The sequence below is a fragment of the Morganella sp. GD04133 genome (assembly GCF_029835375.1).
GTDB classification, from domain to species: domain Bacteria; phylum Pseudomonadota; class Gammaproteobacteria; order Enterobacterales; family Enterobacteriaceae; genus Morganella; species Morganella morganii_B.
Window position 1 is genome coordinate 1 of the sequence record NZ_JAODZS010000056.1, and the last position, 17,418, is coordinate 17,418.

Annotated in this window: 16 protein-coding genes, 1 tRNA gene and 1 pseudogene; 10 read left to right on the forward strand and 8 right to left on the reverse strand. The window is 48.6% G+C overall.

The window, feature by feature from the left end; genetic code table 11:
- Window positions 1-460 (reverse strand): annotated as a pseudogene (locus N7387_RS19845) (contractile injection system protein, VgrG/Pvc8 family); the annotation flags it as partial.
- A gap of 903 nt (window positions 461-1,363) precedes the next feature.
- On the opposite strand from N7387_RS19845, the gene N7387_RS19850 reads away from it, so the two are divergent.
- Both N7387_RS19850 and N7387_RS19855 read left to right on the forward strand, forming a co-directional pair.
- A complete protein-coding gene (locus tag N7387_RS19850; RefSeq protein ID WP_279800758.1) occupies window positions 1,364-1,762 on the forward strand; it encodes a DUF805 domain-containing protein in 399 nt (132 codons plus the stop codon).
- Between the two features lie 176 nt (window positions 1,763-1,938).
- Window positions 1,939-3,081 (forward strand): glycosyltransferase, encoded by a 1,143-nt coding sequence (locus N7387_RS19855; RefSeq protein WP_279800759.1) that lies wholly within the window; start codon window positions 1,939-1,941, stop codon window positions 3,079-3,081.
- A 273-nt stretch (window positions 3,082-3,354) separates the two neighbouring features.
- Here N7387_RS19855 and N7387_RS19860 read toward each other — a convergent pair whose 3' ends face one another.
- Window positions 3,355-3,648 (reverse strand): helix-turn-helix transcriptional regulator, encoded by a 294-nt coding sequence (locus N7387_RS19860; protein ID WP_262860958.1) that lies wholly within the window; start codon window positions 3,646-3,648, stop codon window positions 3,355-3,357.
- Between the two features lie 802 nt (window positions 3,649-4,450).
- Window positions 4,451-4,538 (reverse strand) — tRNA-Ser (locus N7387_RS19865).
- Between the two features lie 191 nt (window positions 4,539-4,729).
- Here N7387_RS19865 and tusE point away from each other — a divergent pair.
- A complete protein-coding gene (tusE, locus tag N7387_RS19870; protein WP_004241806.1) occupies window positions 4,730-5,059 on the forward strand; it encodes a sulfurtransferase TusE in 330 nt (109 codons plus the stop codon).
- Window positions 5,060-5,066: 7 nt separating this feature from the next.
- On the opposite strand, the gene N7387_RS19875 is transcribed toward tusE, so the two are convergent.
- A complete protein-coding gene (locus N7387_RS19875; RefSeq protein WP_262861172.1) occupies window positions 5,067-5,345 on the reverse strand; it encodes an acylphosphatase in 279 nt (92 codons plus the stop codon).
- A 202-nt stretch (window positions 5,346-5,547) separates the two neighbouring features.
- Between N7387_RS19875 and hspQ the strand changes: the two genes are divergently transcribed.
- Window positions 5,548-5,868: a heat shock protein HspQ gene (hspQ, locus tag N7387_RS19880; RefSeq protein ID WP_025153288.1), complete on the forward strand. Its 321-nt coding sequence runs from the start codon at window positions 5,548-5,550 to the stop codon at window positions 5,866-5,868.
- A 45-nt stretch (window positions 5,869-5,913) separates the two neighbouring features.
- Here the strand turns inward: hspQ and N7387_RS19885 are convergent, their stop codons facing one another.
- Window positions 5,914-6,327, reverse strand: coding sequence for a CoA-binding protein (locus N7387_RS19885; RefSeq protein ID WP_279800760.1), 414 nt, complete (start codon window positions 6,325-6,327; stop codon window positions 5,914-5,916).
- A gap of 130 nt (window positions 6,328-6,457) precedes the next feature.
- Here N7387_RS19885 and N7387_RS19890 point away from each other — a divergent pair, with 130 nt between their 5' ends.
- Window positions 6,458-6,916, forward strand: a complete 459-nt coding sequence (locus tag N7387_RS19890; protein ID WP_262861174.1) for a methylglyoxal synthase — start codon at window positions 6,458-6,460, stop codon at window positions 6,914-6,916.
- Between the two features lie 44 nt (window positions 6,917-6,960).
- Here the strand turns inward: N7387_RS19890 and helD are convergent, their stop codons facing one another.
- Window positions 6,961-9,015 carry a DNA helicase IV gene (helD, locus tag N7387_RS19895; RefSeq protein WP_279800761.1) on the reverse strand — a complete coding sequence of 685 codons (2,055 nt, stop codon included), beginning with the start codon at window positions 9,013-9,015 and terminating at the stop codon, window positions 6,961-6,963.
- A gap of 156 nt (window positions 9,016-9,171) precedes the next feature.
- Between helD and yccS the strand changes: the two genes are divergently transcribed.
- Window positions 9,172-11,388, forward strand: a complete 2,217-nt coding sequence (gene yccS / locus N7387_RS19900; protein ID WP_279800762.1) for a YccS family putative transporter — start codon at window positions 9,172-9,174, stop codon at window positions 11,386-11,388.
- 47 nt (window positions 11,389-11,435) lie between these two features.
- Here yccS and N7387_RS19905 read toward each other — a convergent pair whose 3' ends face one another.
- Complete coding sequence (locus tag N7387_RS19905) at window positions 11,436-12,047, reverse strand: TfoX/Sxy family DNA transformation protein (RefSeq protein ID WP_262861177.1); 612 nt, start codon at window positions 12,045-12,047, stop codon at window positions 11,436-11,438.
- Window positions 12,048-12,271: 224 nt separating this feature from the next.
- On the opposite strand from N7387_RS19905, the gene sulA reads away from it, so the two are divergent.
- Together sulA and ompA are read left to right on the forward strand one after the other, a co-directional pair.
- Window positions 12,272-12,778: an SOS-induced cell division inhibitor SulA gene (gene sulA, locus N7387_RS19910; RefSeq protein ID WP_279800763.1), complete on the forward strand. Its 507-nt coding sequence runs from the start codon at window positions 12,272-12,274 to the stop codon at window positions 12,776-12,778.
- A 350-nt stretch (window positions 12,779-13,128) separates the two neighbouring features.
- Window positions 13,129-14,190 (forward strand): porin OmpA, encoded by a 1,062-nt coding sequence (gene ompA / locus N7387_RS19915; protein ID WP_262861179.1) that lies wholly within the window; start codon window positions 13,129-13,131, stop codon window positions 14,188-14,190.
- A gap of 57 nt (window positions 14,191-14,247) precedes the next feature.
- On the opposite strand, the gene matP is transcribed toward ompA, so the two are convergent.
- On the reverse strand, window positions 14,248-14,706 hold the full coding sequence (gene matP / locus N7387_RS19920; RefSeq protein ID WP_279800764.1) for a macrodomain Ter protein MatP: 459 nt from the start codon (window positions 14,704-14,706) through the stop codon (window positions 14,248-14,250).
- Between the two features lie 260 nt (window positions 14,707-14,966).
- Here matP and N7387_RS19925 point away from each other — a divergent pair, with 260 nt between their 5' ends.
- Both N7387_RS19925 and fabA read left to right on the forward strand, forming a co-directional pair.
- Entirely contained in the window at window positions 14,967-16,712 is a 1,746-nt protein-coding gene (locus N7387_RS19925) for a Lon protease family protein (protein ID WP_262861181.1), read from the forward strand.
- Between the two features lie 86 nt (window positions 16,713-16,798).
- Window positions 16,799-17,317, forward strand: a complete 519-nt coding sequence (gene fabA / locus N7387_RS19930; protein WP_025155194.1) for a bifunctional 3-hydroxydecanoyl-ACP dehydratase/trans-2-decenoyl-ACP isomerase — start codon at window positions 16,799-16,801, stop codon at window positions 17,315-17,317.
- Window positions 17,318-17,418 lie beyond the last annotated feature (101 nt).

The window sequence follows — 17,418 nt, forward strand, 5'->3', positions numbered from 1 at the left end:
GCGCTTACCGTGCAGTGCGCCGTCATAAAATTTCAGGTCATTTTTGACATGCGCCTCATTCAGCAGGGTGGCGAGGACTTCCGGTACGGATTGCTGGCGGAAAATGCGGCTGTCCTGATTGAGTGTCATGATCCACATTTCCGGGCGGATCATAAACTGATACCAGGTTTTGTTGCCGTCAGTATTACCCTGTTCGGCGGAGGCCAGCAATCCCTGCACGGTACGGACCTTAACGCCGTTGCGGATGACTGTCAGTGAGGCGACAGAACCGAGACAGGCCTGAAAATCGACTGGACGGCAGCAGGCTGACGGCAGAAACGGATAAGGAAAATAAGGCAGAAAGCGTTTCATCCAGGGTGAACGCGGTCACCCGGAAAGTGTTTTCCGGCAGCCGCCCGATTTTACAGGTAAAGACCAGTCCGGAATTGCCCGGCAGCAGATCAGAAAGAGAAGGAACCACAACAACTCCGTACAGTAACAGTCACGGACAGTCGTTACCCGGACGTCCGCAGAGAGAACAAAAACGATCCGTCCGGATAATGGCCGGACTATATTGACAGTACTTCGATTGACGCCCACCTGACATGCCTGCAACTGCATGCTGTTATCAGTCAATGCACATGGTGCTGAACCGCGGGATAATAAATTTCACTTATCGATCTGTAAAGATCCGGAGGAAGGTCCGAACCTCACAGAATGAGTGACTCAGGTCAATGCAATCCCAAAAAACAGAATATCAGACTACTCACCAATCCAATTAAGACGTTGGCGGTGTAATAATCCGGAATATAAAAATGACAAACCATCCTGTTTTTTTAAGATAACGCGATAACTCACTGTAAATAATAAATAAAATAAACTTTTCTTTGGTGAACACAGAAATAAAATATGTAACAAAATAAAAAATCGCTATAACAACATGAATAATAACAATAAAAATAAAGTATCATCAAAACCATACAAACAATCCGTGCTTTCCGCTCTGCCGCAGGCGACATAACCGGATAAAAACATTATATTCTGCTGTTTTATTTTTATTTCACTATGTTATGCCATTCCTGAATCAGCCACGGCGATACCGCCAGTCCCTGTATCTGCGGGTCGTTTCCCTTTGAACTCATTTACGCATATCGCTTATCATGAGGAGGCAATCAATAACGTGCGTATTTTTCACTCTGGCCATTTTTGCAATAAGCCCGGGAATGGTGCAATTTTAATGCGAGTCTTAGATCTGAAGTGTGCTGATATTTTCCTTTTTTACTAATACAATTAGTATTAATATAATCTTACATTAAAATAATTTACATCTGATTACTCATTATATATATTCCCGCCCCTTATAATTTCAGGTAATGGTAAATATATGGATTGGTACTCATACGCTATTAATATTAACTACTTTAACTTTAAAGGCAGAGCCAGACGAAAAGAGTATTGGATGTTTACTCTGATCAATAACGCAATTATCGTTTCTCTTTATCTTGCCACACTTTATTTTTCAGATCTTTACTCCCGGGATTTTAATACCATCAGTCTTGTATTAACGGTATTTTTTGTGATTTATATCATTGTGACATTTATTCCCTCTCTTTCGGTAACAGTCCGTCGTTTACATGATACCGGCAGATCAGGCTGGTGGTTATTGGCCTTATTAATACCCTTTGGTGGTATTATTATTTTTGTATTTTCTTGTCTGGATAGCCATCCCGGGGACAACAGATTTGGCCCGAACCCTAAAACTAATCATCCTGTTGCACCGTAAAAACCGGATGGCGTATTAAATATTCCCTGTATAAAACGCCCCGGCAATAATCTGTCCGTCTCCGGACACTATCAATAATGCCGGTAATGAATTAACAAAATATAACACCCATAAGTAAAATAGTTAAAGATGGCAGGCTATTAATGCCATGTCAGTAATATCTATCTGGAGTAAAAATGAAAGTTGCCCATCTGATTAACCTCTCCGGTTTTGGTGGTGTTGAAAAACGCTTTTCTATGTTTATAGAGAATAGTCAGTTTGATAACACAATTATATGCTGTAGTAACAGAATTGATGACAAAATATCTGACTTATTTGACGATAAAAAAATTACCTTCGCTAACAGAATTTTTAACAACGTCAATATAAAATACCCGACTGCCTTACGAAAAAAAGTCCTTATTGCCAGAATAAACACGTTACAGCCTGATATCTTAGTCATATGGGATTTCATGCCACGTATAGACCTGAGTGAAATAAAATGTAAGAAAATATATTATGATTGCGGATGCGGGTGGCGATATCCGCAAAATAAAAAAACAGATGACTTTTTCAAAAATATCGACAGCGTTATATCCAACAGCAACGCGTCTAAAAGAATCATCCAGTTGCGATATAATTTCAATAAGGATATCAACGTTGTTCTCAATAGGCTGAATATGCCGATATCACCGGAACCGAGAGAAATATCTGATGAAAAAATTGTTCTCGGGACCGCATCAAGACTGGTTGGGATCAAAGGTATCGGGATATCCATACTGACGGTAAAAGAACTGTTAGATAATGGCGTTAATGCATTCCTGATTATTGCTGGTGCCGGTGACAACAGGAAAGAACTTGAGAAGCTCACAGAACGTCTTTCACTACAAAAAAATGTCATGTTCATGGGTTATCAGTCTGATATGAGTGATTTTTATGATGAAATCGATATATACCTCAGTACGCCGGTGACTGAAGCTTTTGGCCTTTCCTGCATCGAAGCAATGTCTCATGGGATCCCTGTTATATATCCATTGATTGACGGGCAACCGGAAGCTATTAAAAATGAATATAGCGGTATAGCCATAAAACCGACTCTCTTACCGGATGAGTATAAAGAAAAAACAAATATCAATATTGACTTTCCCTATGATGTCTATGATCCGACTGATGATAAATTAACATCAATTAAACTTATATCACCTTCTGATTGTATGGATGCGATTCACCATATCATTAATAACTATCATGAACTGAGTAAAAACGCCCTTGTATGGTCAGAAAATACGATGGATTTTCCGTTTTTTATTAATGAGTTTGAATCAGCAATCGTCGGTTGAGCACGATAAAAAAAACCTGCTCAGTGAGCAGGCTTTGCGATGGATTATCCGAGGATAAAACCCTGGTATTTGACAGGGTATTTAACCTTTGTTTAAGTTTATCCCGTTACTATCACTAAGATTGTTCTTATATCAGATTCAATCACTTTTCTTACTATTATTCCAATTTATACCAACTCTTTCAGCCCGTTTCCCCCACGGTTTCGGGCTATTTTTTTATACCATTAACTCAGCACTGAGCTTCTTCGCATGCCGGGAGTTGATTACGTTAAACTAATAAGACTGATACTCATTATGGAATAGCATTGGATCCATATACATAAGTGATGCTTTTGTCTGAGAAAAATCCTCAGTTTCCGGTTCCGGGAATAAAGCCTCATAAGGAACACCAAATATATTTATTATCTTAAATACAATACTGGCATCTATTTTATTGATTCCCCGCTCATACCTTGATATCTGTTGCGGGGATATTCCCAGCTGATTTGCTAATGCTTTCGTTGTCATACCGTTACGGTGTCTTAAGCTGCGGATATTCTGACCTACAATAAAATTTATATCTTTCACAATGTCTCCTAATCAACACCTATTAAGAGTAATCCATGCCGCGATTGACAACAAACAAAACGACCAGAAACTGATCAAAATATCGCTTTTGTTTAGCTTTTATTTAATTTAAGGTTACATTTTCTTACTGTTTCATCCTGCATGATTGACCCGCCGCCTGCTTCTGATGTCAGCACCGCCCGTTCAGATGAACCATTAACCGTGAAATGGTACCGCGCGTCACCATGATGAAAACACGGCAGGGAAAAACGTATAGGGTTATTTTTAAATTCAGAACACGCATTTTATGTTAGATTTTAGCAAAAATACTCTGTATATTTGTAATTGCATTATTTAGTGCGACCATTTTACTTAAAAGCTTATGTTTTTCATGCCGGTTGCGTTTAACCGGCTTTTTTATGTCTGTGGTTTCTGTTGTTCAGAAGAACCAAACATATGAGCTATCCGGACATCCCGGAGAACTGAATTATTCCCGTCTTAGTGTGTTCAGACCGTTCCGTTTCCGCACCAGAAACCGCGCTTACCTGCCCCGACAGACATCACGTTGCTGCACCATACCCGACGGAGCACTGTCACTGCGGACTGATGTGCGGGGTGATATGGCTTGATATAGCATTAATTCTGATTTGACGGGAATACGTGTTACTGAGGAAAATAGCGATATAACAGCGTGCAAAAGTACGAAAATTTTCTGCTGCAGGGTATTCCGGAGAACCCGCAGAGTACCTTCGGATTTTTTTCGGATGAAAGTCTGATTTACCGGGGGTTGAGGGACTTCAGAAGACGCAGGAAGACGTGAAGATGGCGGAGGAGGAGAGATTCGAACTCTCGGACGGTTTCCCGTCGGCGGTTTTCAAGACCGCTGCCTTAAGCCGCTCGGCCACCCCTCCGCAATGACGAGCACTATAGTCCCCTCCCCGTCCCTTGTAAAGTCCCGGATTGTCTGAATGCCGGAAATTTAGCCATTTCTCAATGTGTTAGCTGATTTTATCATCACAACCACCGCTTTCTTTCTTCTGATGCTTGGGATAGCGGCAGATTTTTGCTACATTTTCATTCTCATTTTCAGCAGGTTCAGATTATGTTTGTGTTTGAAGGGCGTGAAATCGCCACAGATCCCCACGGCTATTTACTCAATGTGCAGGACTGGCAGGAGGCTATGGTGCCGCTGCTGGCTGAACAGGAAGAGATTACCCTGACAGAGCAGCACTGGGAAGTTATCCGCTTTGTACGGGATTTTTATCTGGAATTTAACACCTCACCGGCTATCCGTATGCTGGTGAAAGCCATCACACAGAAGTATGGCGAAGAGCGCGGGAACAGCCGTTATCTGTATCGCCTGTTTCCGAAAGGCCCCGCCAAACAGGCAACAAAACTGGCCGGGCTGCCGAAACCGGTGAAGTGTATCTGACCACCGTTTATTCGTGACGGACACGGAATAGTGTAACGTCCCTGTAATCGCAGGGCGTTGCGATAATCTCCGTCACTTTCGCCCCCGGCGGCCCGCCCGCTTCCAGCCACGCGGTCATGCCGTCCAGCACACTTTCATCACCATACGCCTCAATTTCCACGCTGCCATCCTGACGATTGCGGACAAAACCGGTCACATTATGGCGTTTTGCCCAATAAAACGTTTGATAACGGAAACCGACGCCCTGAACACGTCCGTATACGGTAAAATGTCGTCCAATCTTCATTATGTCGCTCCTTTTTCCGGAAATATCACTATATTTATCTGTATCACTGTCCGCAGGTTGTAATTTTATCCACACCCCGATAACCTGAAATTGTCAGCTGTTGCTGATTGCAGTGATAGGAAACAACTATCTGTTAAGGGATTGAATCTGTCATCAGTACCCCCCATATTAGTAACAGAGCAAAGTTTCTTCGGAGGTGATTATGATGATTTCAAGTAAGTTCGGTATCGGACAACAAGTCCGCCATAAGCTGCTTGGCTACCTGGGCGTGATTGTCGATATTGATGCTGAATACTCACTGGATCAGCCGGAAGAGGACGATATCGCATCCAATATGAACCTGCGCTCTTCGCCCTGGTACCACGTCGTGATGGAAGACGATAACGGTGAACCTATCCATAGCTATCTGGCAGAAGCCCAGATCACCTATGAGATGGATGAAGACCACCCCGATAACATCACAATGGATGAGCTGGCTGAGTCCATCCGTAACCAGTTACTGTCTCCCCGGTTGCGCAATTAATACACGAACAGCCCCGCCACTCACATGCCGGGGCTTTATTTTTGCTTACTTTTCCAGACCCAGACGCGGGATCTCAATTTTCGGACAGCGATCCTCAACAAACAGCATCCCGGCATTTTCCGCCAGCGCTTTCGCCTCACTACTGATAATTCCCTGCTGCAGCCACAGCACGTTCGCTTTTATGGCGATCGCCTCTTGTGCAATACCCGGCGCGGCATCCGCATTCCGGAAAACATCCACCATATCCACCGGCTCCGGAATATCAGCCAGCGAACCATACACCAGCTGCCCGATCAGGGTTTTTCCCGCCAGTTTCGGGTTCACCGGAATCACCCGGTATCCCTGCCCCAGCAAATATTCCATCACATGATAAACAGGGCGATCCGGTTTATCACTCGCACCGGCGACAGCAATTGTTTTTACCTGCTGAAGAATACCGGTCAGAAATGTGTCATTCATAGAAGCCTCTTTTATGATCCTGCGCGACAATCTGAGTTATAGCATACTGAATTGAAAATCACCTGTTGGCGGAACGCTTTTTTTCGCTTATGTTATTGAATAACATTTATTCGCCGGAAAAGAGAGCGTTATGGAATCGACCACCCGAGTACTGACCAGGCATAAAAAAATCGCCCTTGTGGCTCACGATCACTATAAAACCAAATTACTGGCCTGGGTTCAGCGCAATCTGGCTAAATTAGAAAGCCACGAACTGTTCGCTACCGGTACCACCGGTAAGCTTATCAGTCGTGAAACAGGACTTGAGATCACCGGCATGCTGAGCGGGCCGATGGGCGGGGATCAGCAGATCGGCGCAATGATTGCGGAAGGCAAAATTGATGTGCTGATTTTTTTCTGGGATCCGCTCAATGCCGTGCCTCATGACCCGGATGTGAAAGCCCTGCTGCGTCTGGCGACCGTCTGGAATATTCCGGTGGCGACCAATATGTCAACCGCCGATTTTATTATTCACTCGCCGGATTTCGACAATGATGTGGATATTGTTATTCCGGATTACCACCGCTATTTAAGTGAACGCACTCAGTAACGGCGTTTTGCAGCGGCGATGACTGACCGCCGCCGCTTTCCTGTTCAGGGCTTTTTCACCCGGCTGACGCCCATATCCGCCAGTTCTTCCGCGAAGCAGGACGGAGAATCTTTGTCATACAACAGCCAGACCTGTTTTTTTGCCCTGGTCAGCGCCACATACATCAGGCGGCGCTCTTCCGCATGCATAAATTCCTCTTCCCGCGGCAGTAATCCCTGCTCAATGACCGATTCCCGCGCCGCCGCCGGGAAACCGTCCCGTTCATCGGTCAGCCCGGTAATAATCACGTAATCTGCCTGCTGACCTTTTGAGGCATGCATCGTCATAAACCGGATATTAAGATGCGGCCAGCGGGTAGCCGCTACCGACAGAATCTCCGGTTTAAGGTGGTGATAACGTGCCAGGATCAGAATCGTCTCTGCTTCGGTCACATAACCGCTCATTTTATTCAGCAATGCTTCCAGCTGGCTGTCCGGCAGTAACAGAACCGCTTTTTTATCCCCTTTCATCAGGCTGTTCAGCGGTTTGGTCAGCTGCTGCGGGTTACGCTGAATAAAGCGGTTGGCAATTTCCCCGATACGGCTGTTAAAACGGTATGTGGTGTCCAGCGCACACTGCCCGCCCTCACCGAAGACCGCGCTGAAATCCGTGGTCAGTGTCAGTTCCGCGCCACTGAAACGGTAAATGGCCTGCCAGTCATCACCGACAGCAAACAGTGTGGTCTGCGGATTCTGAGCCCGCAGCGCGTGGATCAGTTTTGCCCGCAGGGGTGAGATATCCTGGAATTCGTCCACCAGCACCGCTTTCCACGGCGAGATAAAGCGCCCTTTTTCAATCAGGTTCACCGCCTGATGGATAAGCCCGGAAAAATCTGTCGCTCCCTCGTCTTTCAGGGCACTTTTCCAGGCTTTTAAAAACGGGGCCATCAGTTTGATTTGTTTTGTGAATTCGGGCGCGATATCCGGCGGGGCGGATTCAATCATCACTTTCTGGCTGCCGCCGTTCATGCGCATCAGGCTGAGCCAGCGGTCAATCCTCGGCACTATGCGGCGGCACAGAGTTTCATCTTCCCAGTATTCACCCTCATCCACCAGCCAGTTCATACTGCCGCTGATAAGTTCGCGCCAGCCTTTTGCCTGCGCTTTTTTCTCACGGCACTGCGTCTGCCAGACCGATTTAATCAGTTCATGACGGGCGGCTGTGTCGCTTTCCAGCGTACTGATAACCGGCGATTTATTGGATGCCTCGCGGATAATATGCAGTGCGAGGGCATGAAAGGTTTTACTGCGGATCTCTTCTGTATGCAGACAGGTGCGGATCCGTTCATTCATTTCGTCCGCCGCCTGCCGCCCGAAGGCCAGCATCAGGATCTGATCCGGCAGCGCCTGCTGACGGCGCAGCAGCCAGCCTGCCCGCGCCACCAGTACTGAGGTTTTACCGCTTCCGGCTCCCGCCAGTACCAGCACAGAAGGCTCACCATTGACCACCGCCTCACTCTGCGACGTATTCAGCGGGGAGGATTCCACATTGGCAAAGAAATCCGCATAGGTTTCAAGGCATTGTTCTGTCCATTCACGGTTGCGCTGACGGCGTTTTTCCCCGGTGTGACTGAGCCAGTCCAGACAAAACTGATATGACTGCGCGCAGTTATCAAAATTGACCAGACGCGCACGGGGCAGCGGCAGTGCCGCAAAGGCGTGCAGAATACTGTCATGCAGTTTCTGACTTTCCGGCTGTGTCAGCCAGCGATCGGCCTGAATCACCGCCTTAATGTCACTGACCTGTTTATCCAGCACCCCCGCGCTGACCACGCTCATTTCATCACTCCAGCGTGACCAGATATCAGTAACATACTGATAAAATGCCTGAGTTTCCTGCCACTGAGTACCGTGCAGACGCACAACCTGCTCATCCGGCAGTTCAAACTCCAGTTCGCCCCAGACGATACCGCGTTTACATTGAATATTGATTAACTCATTGAAAGGAATAACATACCGGTGTTTTGCCCCGCTGACTTCGATACCTGCGTTGAGTAACCGCACGCGGTTGTAAGGATGCCGGGCCAGTGTCTGCCCCATTTGTGTTGATTTTAATTCCATGTGTTCCGCACCGTTACAAGATTGAAATCAATATGTGATAAAACCAGATGTGGTAAAACGTATGCCAGCGCCATACCATTATCATATTACAGGAAAGACACAATTAGTTTACTGCCAAATTCCCGTTAAGGGTATTTCTGACTCACTGAGGTTATTGTGCTTGCAGCGTTTTCCGGCTTCAGCCGGTATATTTATAACAGCCATTTTCTTTATTATTTCCGCATTCTGATTGCGCTGACAGGGACCACACTGGTGCCTTGGCTGCTGCACATGCCGCCGAAGGTGACCATTGCCCTGACGCTCGGGATGGTCGCCGCCGCACTGACAGACCTGGATGACCGGCTCGCCGGGCGTCTGCGTAATCTGTTTATCACGCTGATCTCTTTTTTTGTCGCGTCTGCGTCAATTGAACTGCTGTATGACCACCACCTCCTGTTTATGGCAGGTCTTGCGGTATCAACCAGCGGGTTTATTCTGCTGGGTGCGCTCGGGCAGCGTTACGCCACCATTGCCTTCGGGGCACTGCTGATCGCGATTTACACCATGCTGGGAAAAAACCTGTTTGATGACTGGTATCAGCAGCCGCTGTTACTGCTGACCGGGGCGGTCTGGTACAACCTGCTGACCCTGACCGGGCACCTGTTTTTCCCTGTCCGTCCTCTTCAGGATAATCTCGCCCGCTATTATATGCAGCTTTCTGATTATCTGGAGGCAAAAGCGAACCTGTTTGATCCGGATATCGAAGAGGATTATCAGCAATCCGTCTTTGAACTGGCGATGGCAAACAGCGCGCTGACGGAAGCGATGCATCAGGCGAAAACCACGCTGTTTTCCCGCCTGAAAGGCGATCGCGGACAACGCAGTACCCGCCATGCCCTTCATTATTACTTTGTCGCCCAGGATATTCATGAGCGGGCAAGCTCATCCCATATCCAGTATCAGAATTTAAGTAATGAACTGCGTTACAGCGACATTATGTTCCGCTTTCAGCGGCTGATGACCATGCAGGGACACGCCTGCGCCGCTGTTGCACAGGCCATTTTGCAGCGCCGGAAATATCACCATAACCCGCGTTTTGAGCGGACATTTTCGTATCTGGAAAACTCCCTCAACCTGCTGGAGCAGCAAAAACCCGGCAACAGCAGTGTCATGGCTCTGCGCCATCTGCTGACCAACCTGCGCGGGGTCGATTCCCAGCTGAAAGGGCTGACCGCAGAGCAGACGCAACTTCCGGCAGAAAAGATGCAGGAAGATGCGCGCCTGTCCAACGAAAACTTACAGGGACTGCGTGATATCTGGGCACGGGTCCGGCAGAACCTGACGCCGCGATCCGCGCTGTTCCGCCATGCTATCCGGATGTCGCTGTTACTGTGTGCCGGTTACGCCATCATCCTGACCTTTGATTTAACCCGCGGTTACTGGATTATGCTGACCAGCCTGTTTGTCTGCCAGCCGAACTACAGTGCCACACGGCGCCGCCTGATGCTGCGTATCACAGGGACACTCGCCGGGATCCTTATCGGCCTGCCGATCATGTATTTTGTGCCGTCTTATGAGGGACAGCTTATTCTGATGGTACTGTCCGGGCTGATGTTCTTTGTGTTCCGTACCAGTCAGTATGCCCAGGCCACCATTTTTATCACCCTGCTGGTGCTGTTCAGTTTTAACCTGCTGGGTGAAGGGTTTGATATCGCCATTCACCGCATTATTGATACCCTTATCGGCTGCGGACTTGCCTGGTTTGCCGTCAGTTATATCTGGCCGGACTGGAAATACCGCCAGCTGCCGCTGGTGATCGACCGCACGATGCAGGCAAACGGCCGTTATCTGGAACAAATTCTGCAGCAGTATTACAACGGTAAAACTGACAGCCTGGAGTACCGGGTTGCCCGCCGTGATGCCCATATCAGCGACGGGGAATTTGCCTCGGTGGTGGCGAATATATCCTCAGAGCCGAGCAGTTACCGCACATCACAGGATGAGGCGTTCCGCCTGCTTTGCCTCAATCACACGCTGCTCAGTTATATTTCCGCGCTCGGGGCTCACCGTACCAAACTCACGGATGACACTATTCTGCGTCTGCTGAATGATGCTATCCGCTATATTGAGGCCGCCCTGCAAAAAGGACACCGGGAAGATTTACAGATTCAGGCTATTGCTGATGCACTCGCACAGCGCCTGGATAAATGTACCTGTGACAATAACAGCACCGAGCAACTGGTGCTGGAGCAGATCCGTCTGTTACTCAGCCTGACACCGGACATTACCGGGCTTATCCGGCAGATCAATGATAAAGAGTATAACCGGCAGCCTTCCGCCGGACGGTTCCGCCGCAAAAAACAGACTGCGGAGAAAGAAACACCGCACAGCTGACTTCGGCTCCCGGGGAAAAACGCATTTCCCCGGGATGACTGAGCTGTTTAGTTCAGCCTGCCGTGCCAGTGGATAAGATCCTCCCGCAGTGCTTTTGGTAATACTGCACTGTGGCACCCCTCAATGGCTCCGGCGATAGCAAACAGTAACTTCAGCTCATTCTGCGGCCGCGCTTTGACCTTCAGAAAACTCGCTTTGGCGCCCAGTAAATAGAGATCATCCACCCTGCGGATCCCTGCCTGCCATAAACGACGTTCCAGTGCCCTGTCCACATTCGGCAGATCTTTAATCCGCGACGGCAGCTGCTGACGTGACTGTGCATGTTCCCGCGCATGCAGGTAGGTCTGGTAAAAAAGAAACTCACACTGCTGAGGGCACTGCCATACCGCATCCGGTACGCGGTAGTAGTTAATCCGCATCGGCAGGATCCGCTTGGGATACGTGAACCGGTCATTCAGTTCCAGCCGGCAGAATAATTCGCGGGTGGCTTCTGTGCTTTTCAGCCAGAGCTGGCTGTTGGCTATCAGTGCGAACGTGACGCGGTCAATGGATAATCCCATACACCCGAACTGTGATTTCAGGCGGATCCGGCCGAACGGCTGTGTGCTGTGTTGAAGACGATCAAACTGAACATCTGACAATTTCAAATAATCCTTCATATTATCAGTCCTTTGAAAGCAGGTTAAACGTATCGTTGTGTCATTCCCTGACTGAGCTCAGCTGTCGCCACAAAATAAGGAATGTTTCTCCGATTGCCAACGATAAATTCGTATTTGTATCCGGCAAACCTGAATTTTGCGAGTTGTATGGAAAAAATTTACTTGATCTGAGTAGAATTGGATTATACTGTATACATATACAGTATCACTATGTGAGGTTAACTATGCGCCAGCAGGCAACCCGGGAATACATCCCTGTAACACCGGCATCTGTGTCATCCACCCTTGCGGGGGACCACCGTCCGGCCGGAATGGTCAGCGAACTGGTTTATCGCAATAATGATATCGTCCTGACTCATATTCTGCTTCCTTTATTACGTCAGCTTGCCGGGGAGTCCCGCTGGCTGTTATGGCTCTCTCCGGGCGCAAAACTTAACCGTACCTGGTTATCGCAGAATCAGCTGCCGGGTGATAAAGTCATGCAGTTGTCCCGCATTCCGGCAATCAACAGTGTTGCCGCTATGGAGAAAGCGCTCGCCAGCGGTAACTACAGTGTGGTTCTGGGCTGGCTGCCGGCACTGACTGAGCAGGAGAACGCCCGGTTACAGCGCGCTGCGGAACAGGGCGGCTGCCTCGGCTTTATTATGCGCCCGCAGGAATGGCATCATGACAGTGCGCCTGTTACACGACAACTGAATACATTACAAATTCACTCTTTCCCTTATCATTAAGGAAAATTAAGAATATTCTCAGCTTTTTTTACATGCCCGTATCATTTGCTCTGCTTAATTAATAAAATTACACTATTTCAACGTGTTAAGTTAAATATCCAAAGAAATTGACTATTTTGTATGTTTATGAATCAGTACAGTTTTTTACATTTTTTTAGTCGAATTCCGCAGGACAGGCTTGTAACTTTTAAAGTTCGCTGTAGACTTTACACCGTTAAGGTAGTGCTTAAAATTCCCTGTTGGGAGCTATTTACTAAATAGCGCACATAATCCCTGACTATTTTTAAAAACCAAAGGCGAAAATAAGGCTATTTAAGCCAGAGCCAATTTGGATGATAACGAGGCGTAAAATGAAAAAGACAGCTATCGCAGTAGCAGTGGCAGTGGCAGCTTTCGCAAGCGTTGCGCAGGCAGCTCCAAAAGACAATACCTGGTATACCGGTGGTAAATTAGGTTGGTCTCAGTATCAGAATACCGGTAGCACTATCGGTAACACCGGTCCGACTCATAAAGATCAGATCGGCGCTGGTATCTATGCTGGTTATCAGCACAACCAGTACATGGGCTTTGAATTAGGTTATGACTGGTTAGGTCGTATGCCTTACAAAGGTGACGAAAATAACGGCGCATTCAAAGCACAGGGCGTTCAGCTGACTACCAAACTGAGCTATCCGGTAATGGATGACTTAGATGTCTATACCCGTCTGGGTGCAATGGTATGGCGTGCTGATTCCAGCTACTCCACACCAGCTAACCGTACACAAACCACCAATAACGACACAGGTGTTTCACCTCTGTTCGCACTGGGTACTGAGTACGCAATCACCCGTGATATCGCAGCTCGTGTAGAATATCAGTGGATCAACAACATCGGCGATAAAGAAACCACGTTAGCACGTCCTGATAACGGCATGCTGAGTGTTGGTGTTGCTTACCGTTTCGGTCAGGATGAAGTTGCTGCACCAGTTGCAGAACCAGCTCCGGTTGTTGCACCAGTTGTTGAGAACAAACGTTTCACCCTGCGTTCAGACGTTCTGTTCAACTTCAACAAATCTACTCTGAAAGCTGAAGGTCAGGAAGCTCTGAACCAGCTGTTCAACGAACTGGCGTCAATCGATCCGACTCAGGGCAACGTCCTGGTTATCGGTTACACTGACCGCATCGGTTCCCAGAACTACAACCTGCCACTGTCTCAGAAACGTGCACAGAGCGTTGTAGATTACCTGGTCGCTAAAGGCATCCCTGCCGGCAGCATCCGTGCAGAAGGCCGCGGTAAAGAAGATCCTGTCACTGGTAACAAATGTGACAACATCAAACAGCGCGCTGCTCTGATCGAATGTCTGGCTCCGGATCGTCGTGTTGAAATCGAAATCCAGGGCGTAACTGAACAAGTCACTCAGGCTGCTCAGTAAGTTCTGATTCGGTTGCATGATGCAATGAATTGTATAAACCCCATCTCCGGATGGGGTTTATTTTTTGTCTGTTCCCAGCAGGCTTTGCAGATCTTCCTTCAGTGATGTTATCTTCGTCGCGTACTTTTCTTTGCGTTCCGCATCTTCCAGTAACTGCACAATCGTGTCTGATAAGGTACTGCCGCGCCGCTGTGATAACGCGGACAACCGCTGCCAGACCAGAAACTCCAGATCAACCGATTTCTTGCGGGTATGCTGCTGCTCGGCATTAAAATGACGCTTGCGCCGTGCGCGGATAGTCTGGCTCATCCGGTTTGCCAGTCCCGGCGCCATGTGTTTTTGTATCCAGGCGGTCACTTTTACCGGATGTGATTCCAGTTTCAGTAACTGCGCCACCGCCTCTTCTGCCCGGCTTTTTTCCGTATAACGGGTGATCGCCTCACCTTCACGGTATTTTTTGACCAGATAGGCCCACTTCCAGCCACATTCAAGATTCTCTAGTTGCTGATATTTCATGATTTTTCTCAGTGACAGGGTAACACAGACATAAGCATAGCAATATTCGCCGTAAAAAACCGCCCCCCGGCACAATTCTTTCCTGTCAGTACGGGTAAAAATAAACGCCGCGAGGATAGCTATCCGGCCTGCTTACGCGCTACAATGTCCCGCTATTTTCGTTACTATTCAAAGGCGGTGCTGATAACCGCACACTGCGGAGAGCGCCAGATCCTGCCGCAACGATTAAATCCGACATTATCAAAAGCAGACAATACCGAGTGAATATTAAACAGCTGACCTGGCAGGCATTACTGCCTGATGAAAACAGTTACCGCACCATCCTGCAAACCGCGTCTGAACTGCCTGCTCAGCAGGCCGGTATCGTACAGCCGCGTTTGCAGGAAAGCCTGTCACTTTTCAGCCATCCGGCGGCAAAACGCCGTTTTATGCTGGTCAAAAGTGACGAAAGCGAGTGTTATCTGAATACGATAGCGCAATTACTGCCGCCGGAAATCAGAGTCCGGCAAAAGCGTACCATGGGCGGAGAGTACCACTTCGATAATCACAGGTTTGTCTTTACACCGGCGGATAACGGTCACTTTAGTGCTGTACAGCCGTTCGCGGTCTGTGACTGGACAGAACCGGAGCAACTGTTCGGTCAGGTCTATACTCATCATCAGCACGTGCAGTTGCAGCCCGGCATCATTCATCAGGTCAATGGCGGCTTTCTGATCATGTCCCTGCGCAGTCTGCTCGCACAACCACTAATGTGGCTGCGTTTAAAGCAGATGGTCTGCTCACAGCGCTTTGACTGGCTGGCACACACCGAACAACATCCGCTGCCGTTCCCGGTTGACAGCATGCCGCTTGACCTGCGGGTCATTGTGGTGGGCGATCGCCTGAGCCTGGATGAGTTTATGCTCTCTGAGCCTGAACTGAGCGAAGAAGCGTTGTACGGTGAATATGAATTTGATTACCAGCCGGAAGAAACAGAACAGCTGACCGTCTGGTGTCAGTTTGTCAACGGGCTGCTGAAACAAAATCAGCTGCCGCCGCTCAGTGCTGACGGCTGGTATGAACTGCTCCGTCAGGGCATGCGTTTTCAGGAAGATAAAAAGACTCTGCCGCTCGACCTGACATGGCTGACCACCCTGCTGCGCGATGCCGCCACCCTGCTGCCGGCGGATACGATTACGGCTGAAGCACTGCGCAAAATCAAAGATAACCGCAGCTGGCGGCACGGCTATCTGGCCGACCGCGGGCTGGATGAGATTCTTCAGGGTCAGGTGTACATCCAGACTCAGGGCAGCGTTGTCGGCCAGATCAACGGATTGTCCGTTCTCCAGTATCCGGGGCACCCGGAAGCGACCGGAGAGCCCTCCCGTATCACCTGTGTGGCACATATCGGTGATGGTGAGTTTGTTGATGTCGAGCGCAAATCAGAGCTTGGCGGTAACATTCACGCCAAAGGCATGATGATTATGCAGGCTTACCTGATTGCGGAGCTTAAACTGGAGCAGCCGTTCCCGTTCTCCACCTCCGTGGTCTTTGAACAGTCCTACGGCGAAGTGGATGGTGACAGCGCCTCTCTGGCTGAGCTGTGCGCCCTTATCAGTGCCCTCTCCTGGCAGCCGGTTGACCAGCAGATCGCCGTGACCGGCTCTGTTGACCAGTTCGGGTTTGTGCAGGCTATCGGCGGCGTGAATGAAAAAATCGAAGGCTTCTTCCGCCTGTGTCAGGCCAGAGGGCTGACCGGTAAACAGGGGGTAATTATCCCGTCCGCCAACGAGCGTCATCTGGTGCTGGCGGATGATGTGGTTGAAGCCGTACGTCAGGGTGAATTCCACATATGGACGGCAGGCCATGTCTCACAGGCAGCCTCACGCCTGATGAATATGCCGTATTATGAAGAAGAAGGTAATCCGTCCGGAGAACACTTGTTAGCTATAATTCAGGATCGGATTTTTCTGGCAAATAATCAGGATAAACCAAGAAACTCGTGGTTTTCCCGCTGGTGGAAATAACACAATTTTTATCTGATCGGACTTGTTCAGCGTACAAGTGTAAGCTATTGTGTAGCCTATCTGATAAACAAGGCAAAGATTGAGTTATGGTCGCAAAACAAGAATCCTACACAAAGCAAGAACTTGAAGCCTCAGGACGGGGCGAACTCTTTGGTGAAAACGGGCCGCCGCTGCCATCCGGCAACATGCTGATGATGGATCGCGTCATTAAAATGAGCGAAACCGGTGGTCATTTTGATAAAGGCTATATCGAAGCTGAGCTGGATATCAAACCTGAGCTGTGGTTTTTCGGTTGCCATTTTGTCAACGACCCGGTCATGCCGGGCTGTCTGGGTCTGGATGCCATGTGGCAGTTAGTCGGTTTTTATCTCGGCTGGCTGGGCGGCGAAGGGAAAGGCCGTGCTCTGGGTGTGGGTGAAGTGAAATTTACCGGTCAGGTTCTGCCGACCTCGAAAAAGGTCACCTACCGCATCCACCTCAAGCGTGTGATCAACCGCAAGCTGATCATGGGTATCGGTGACGGCGAAGTCTTTGTTGATGATAAACTGATTTACACCGCAACCGACCTGAAAGTGGGTCTGTTCAAAGACACCAGCGCGTTTTAATCTTTCCTGCCGTGGTGTTATCTGTAAAAAACCTCCGCATGAAGTGACCCCCGATAGTTGGACAACCGATTATCGGGGGTTTTTTGTGTCAAAATACAGCC

What these genes read in the sequence shown, in the direction of transcription:
- fabA (WP_025155194.1), top strand. Translation starts at nt 16,799, where the DNA reads ATGGTCGCAAAACAAGAATCCTACACAAAGCAAGAACTTGAAGCCTCA.
- N7387_RS19855 (WP_279800759.1), top strand. Translation starts at nt 1,939, where the DNA reads ATGAAAGTTGCCCATCTGATTAACCTCTCCGGTTTTGGTGGTGTTGAA.
- N7387_RS19905 (WP_262861177.1), bottom strand. Translation starts at nt 12,047, where the DNA reads ATGAAGGATTATTTGAAATTGTCAGATGTTCAGTTTGATCGTCTTCAA.
- helD (WP_279800761.1), bottom strand. Translation starts at nt 9,015, where the DNA reads ATGGAATTAAAATCAACACAAATGGGGCAGACACTGGCCCGGCATCCT.
- hspQ (WP_025153288.1), top strand. Translation starts at nt 5,548, where the DNA reads ATGATGATTTCAAGTAAGTTCGGTATCGGACAACAAGTCCGCCATAAG.
- ompA (WP_262861179.1), top strand. Translation starts at nt 13,129, where the DNA reads ATGAAAAAGACAGCTATCGCAGTAGCAGTGGCAGTGGCAGCTTTCGCA.
- N7387_RS19850 (WP_279800758.1), top strand. Translation starts at nt 1,364, where the DNA reads ATGGATTGGTACTCATACGCTATTAATATTAACTACTTTAACTTTAAA.
- N7387_RS19875 (WP_262861172.1), bottom strand. Translation starts at nt 5,345, where the DNA reads ATGAAGATTGGACGACATTTTACCGTATACGGACGTGTTCAGGGCGTC.
- N7387_RS19890 (WP_262861174.1), top strand. Translation starts at nt 6,458, where the DNA reads ATGGAATCGACCACCCGAGTACTGACCAGGCATAAAAAAATCGCCCTT.
- matP (WP_279800764.1), bottom strand. Translation starts at nt 14,706, where the DNA reads ATGAAATATCAGCAACTAGAGAATCTTGAATGTGGCTGGAAGTGGGCC.
- N7387_RS19885 (WP_279800760.1), bottom strand. Translation starts at nt 6,327, where the DNA reads ATGAATGACACATTTCTGACCGGTATTCTTCAGCAGGTAAAAACAATT.
- tusE (WP_004241806.1), top strand. Translation starts at nt 4,730, where the DNA reads ATGTTTGTGTTTGAAGGGCGTGAAATCGCCACAGATCCCCACGGCTAT.
- sulA (WP_279800763.1), top strand. Translation starts at nt 12,272, where the DNA reads ATGCGCCAGCAGGCAACCCGGGAATACATCCCTGTAACACCGGCATCT.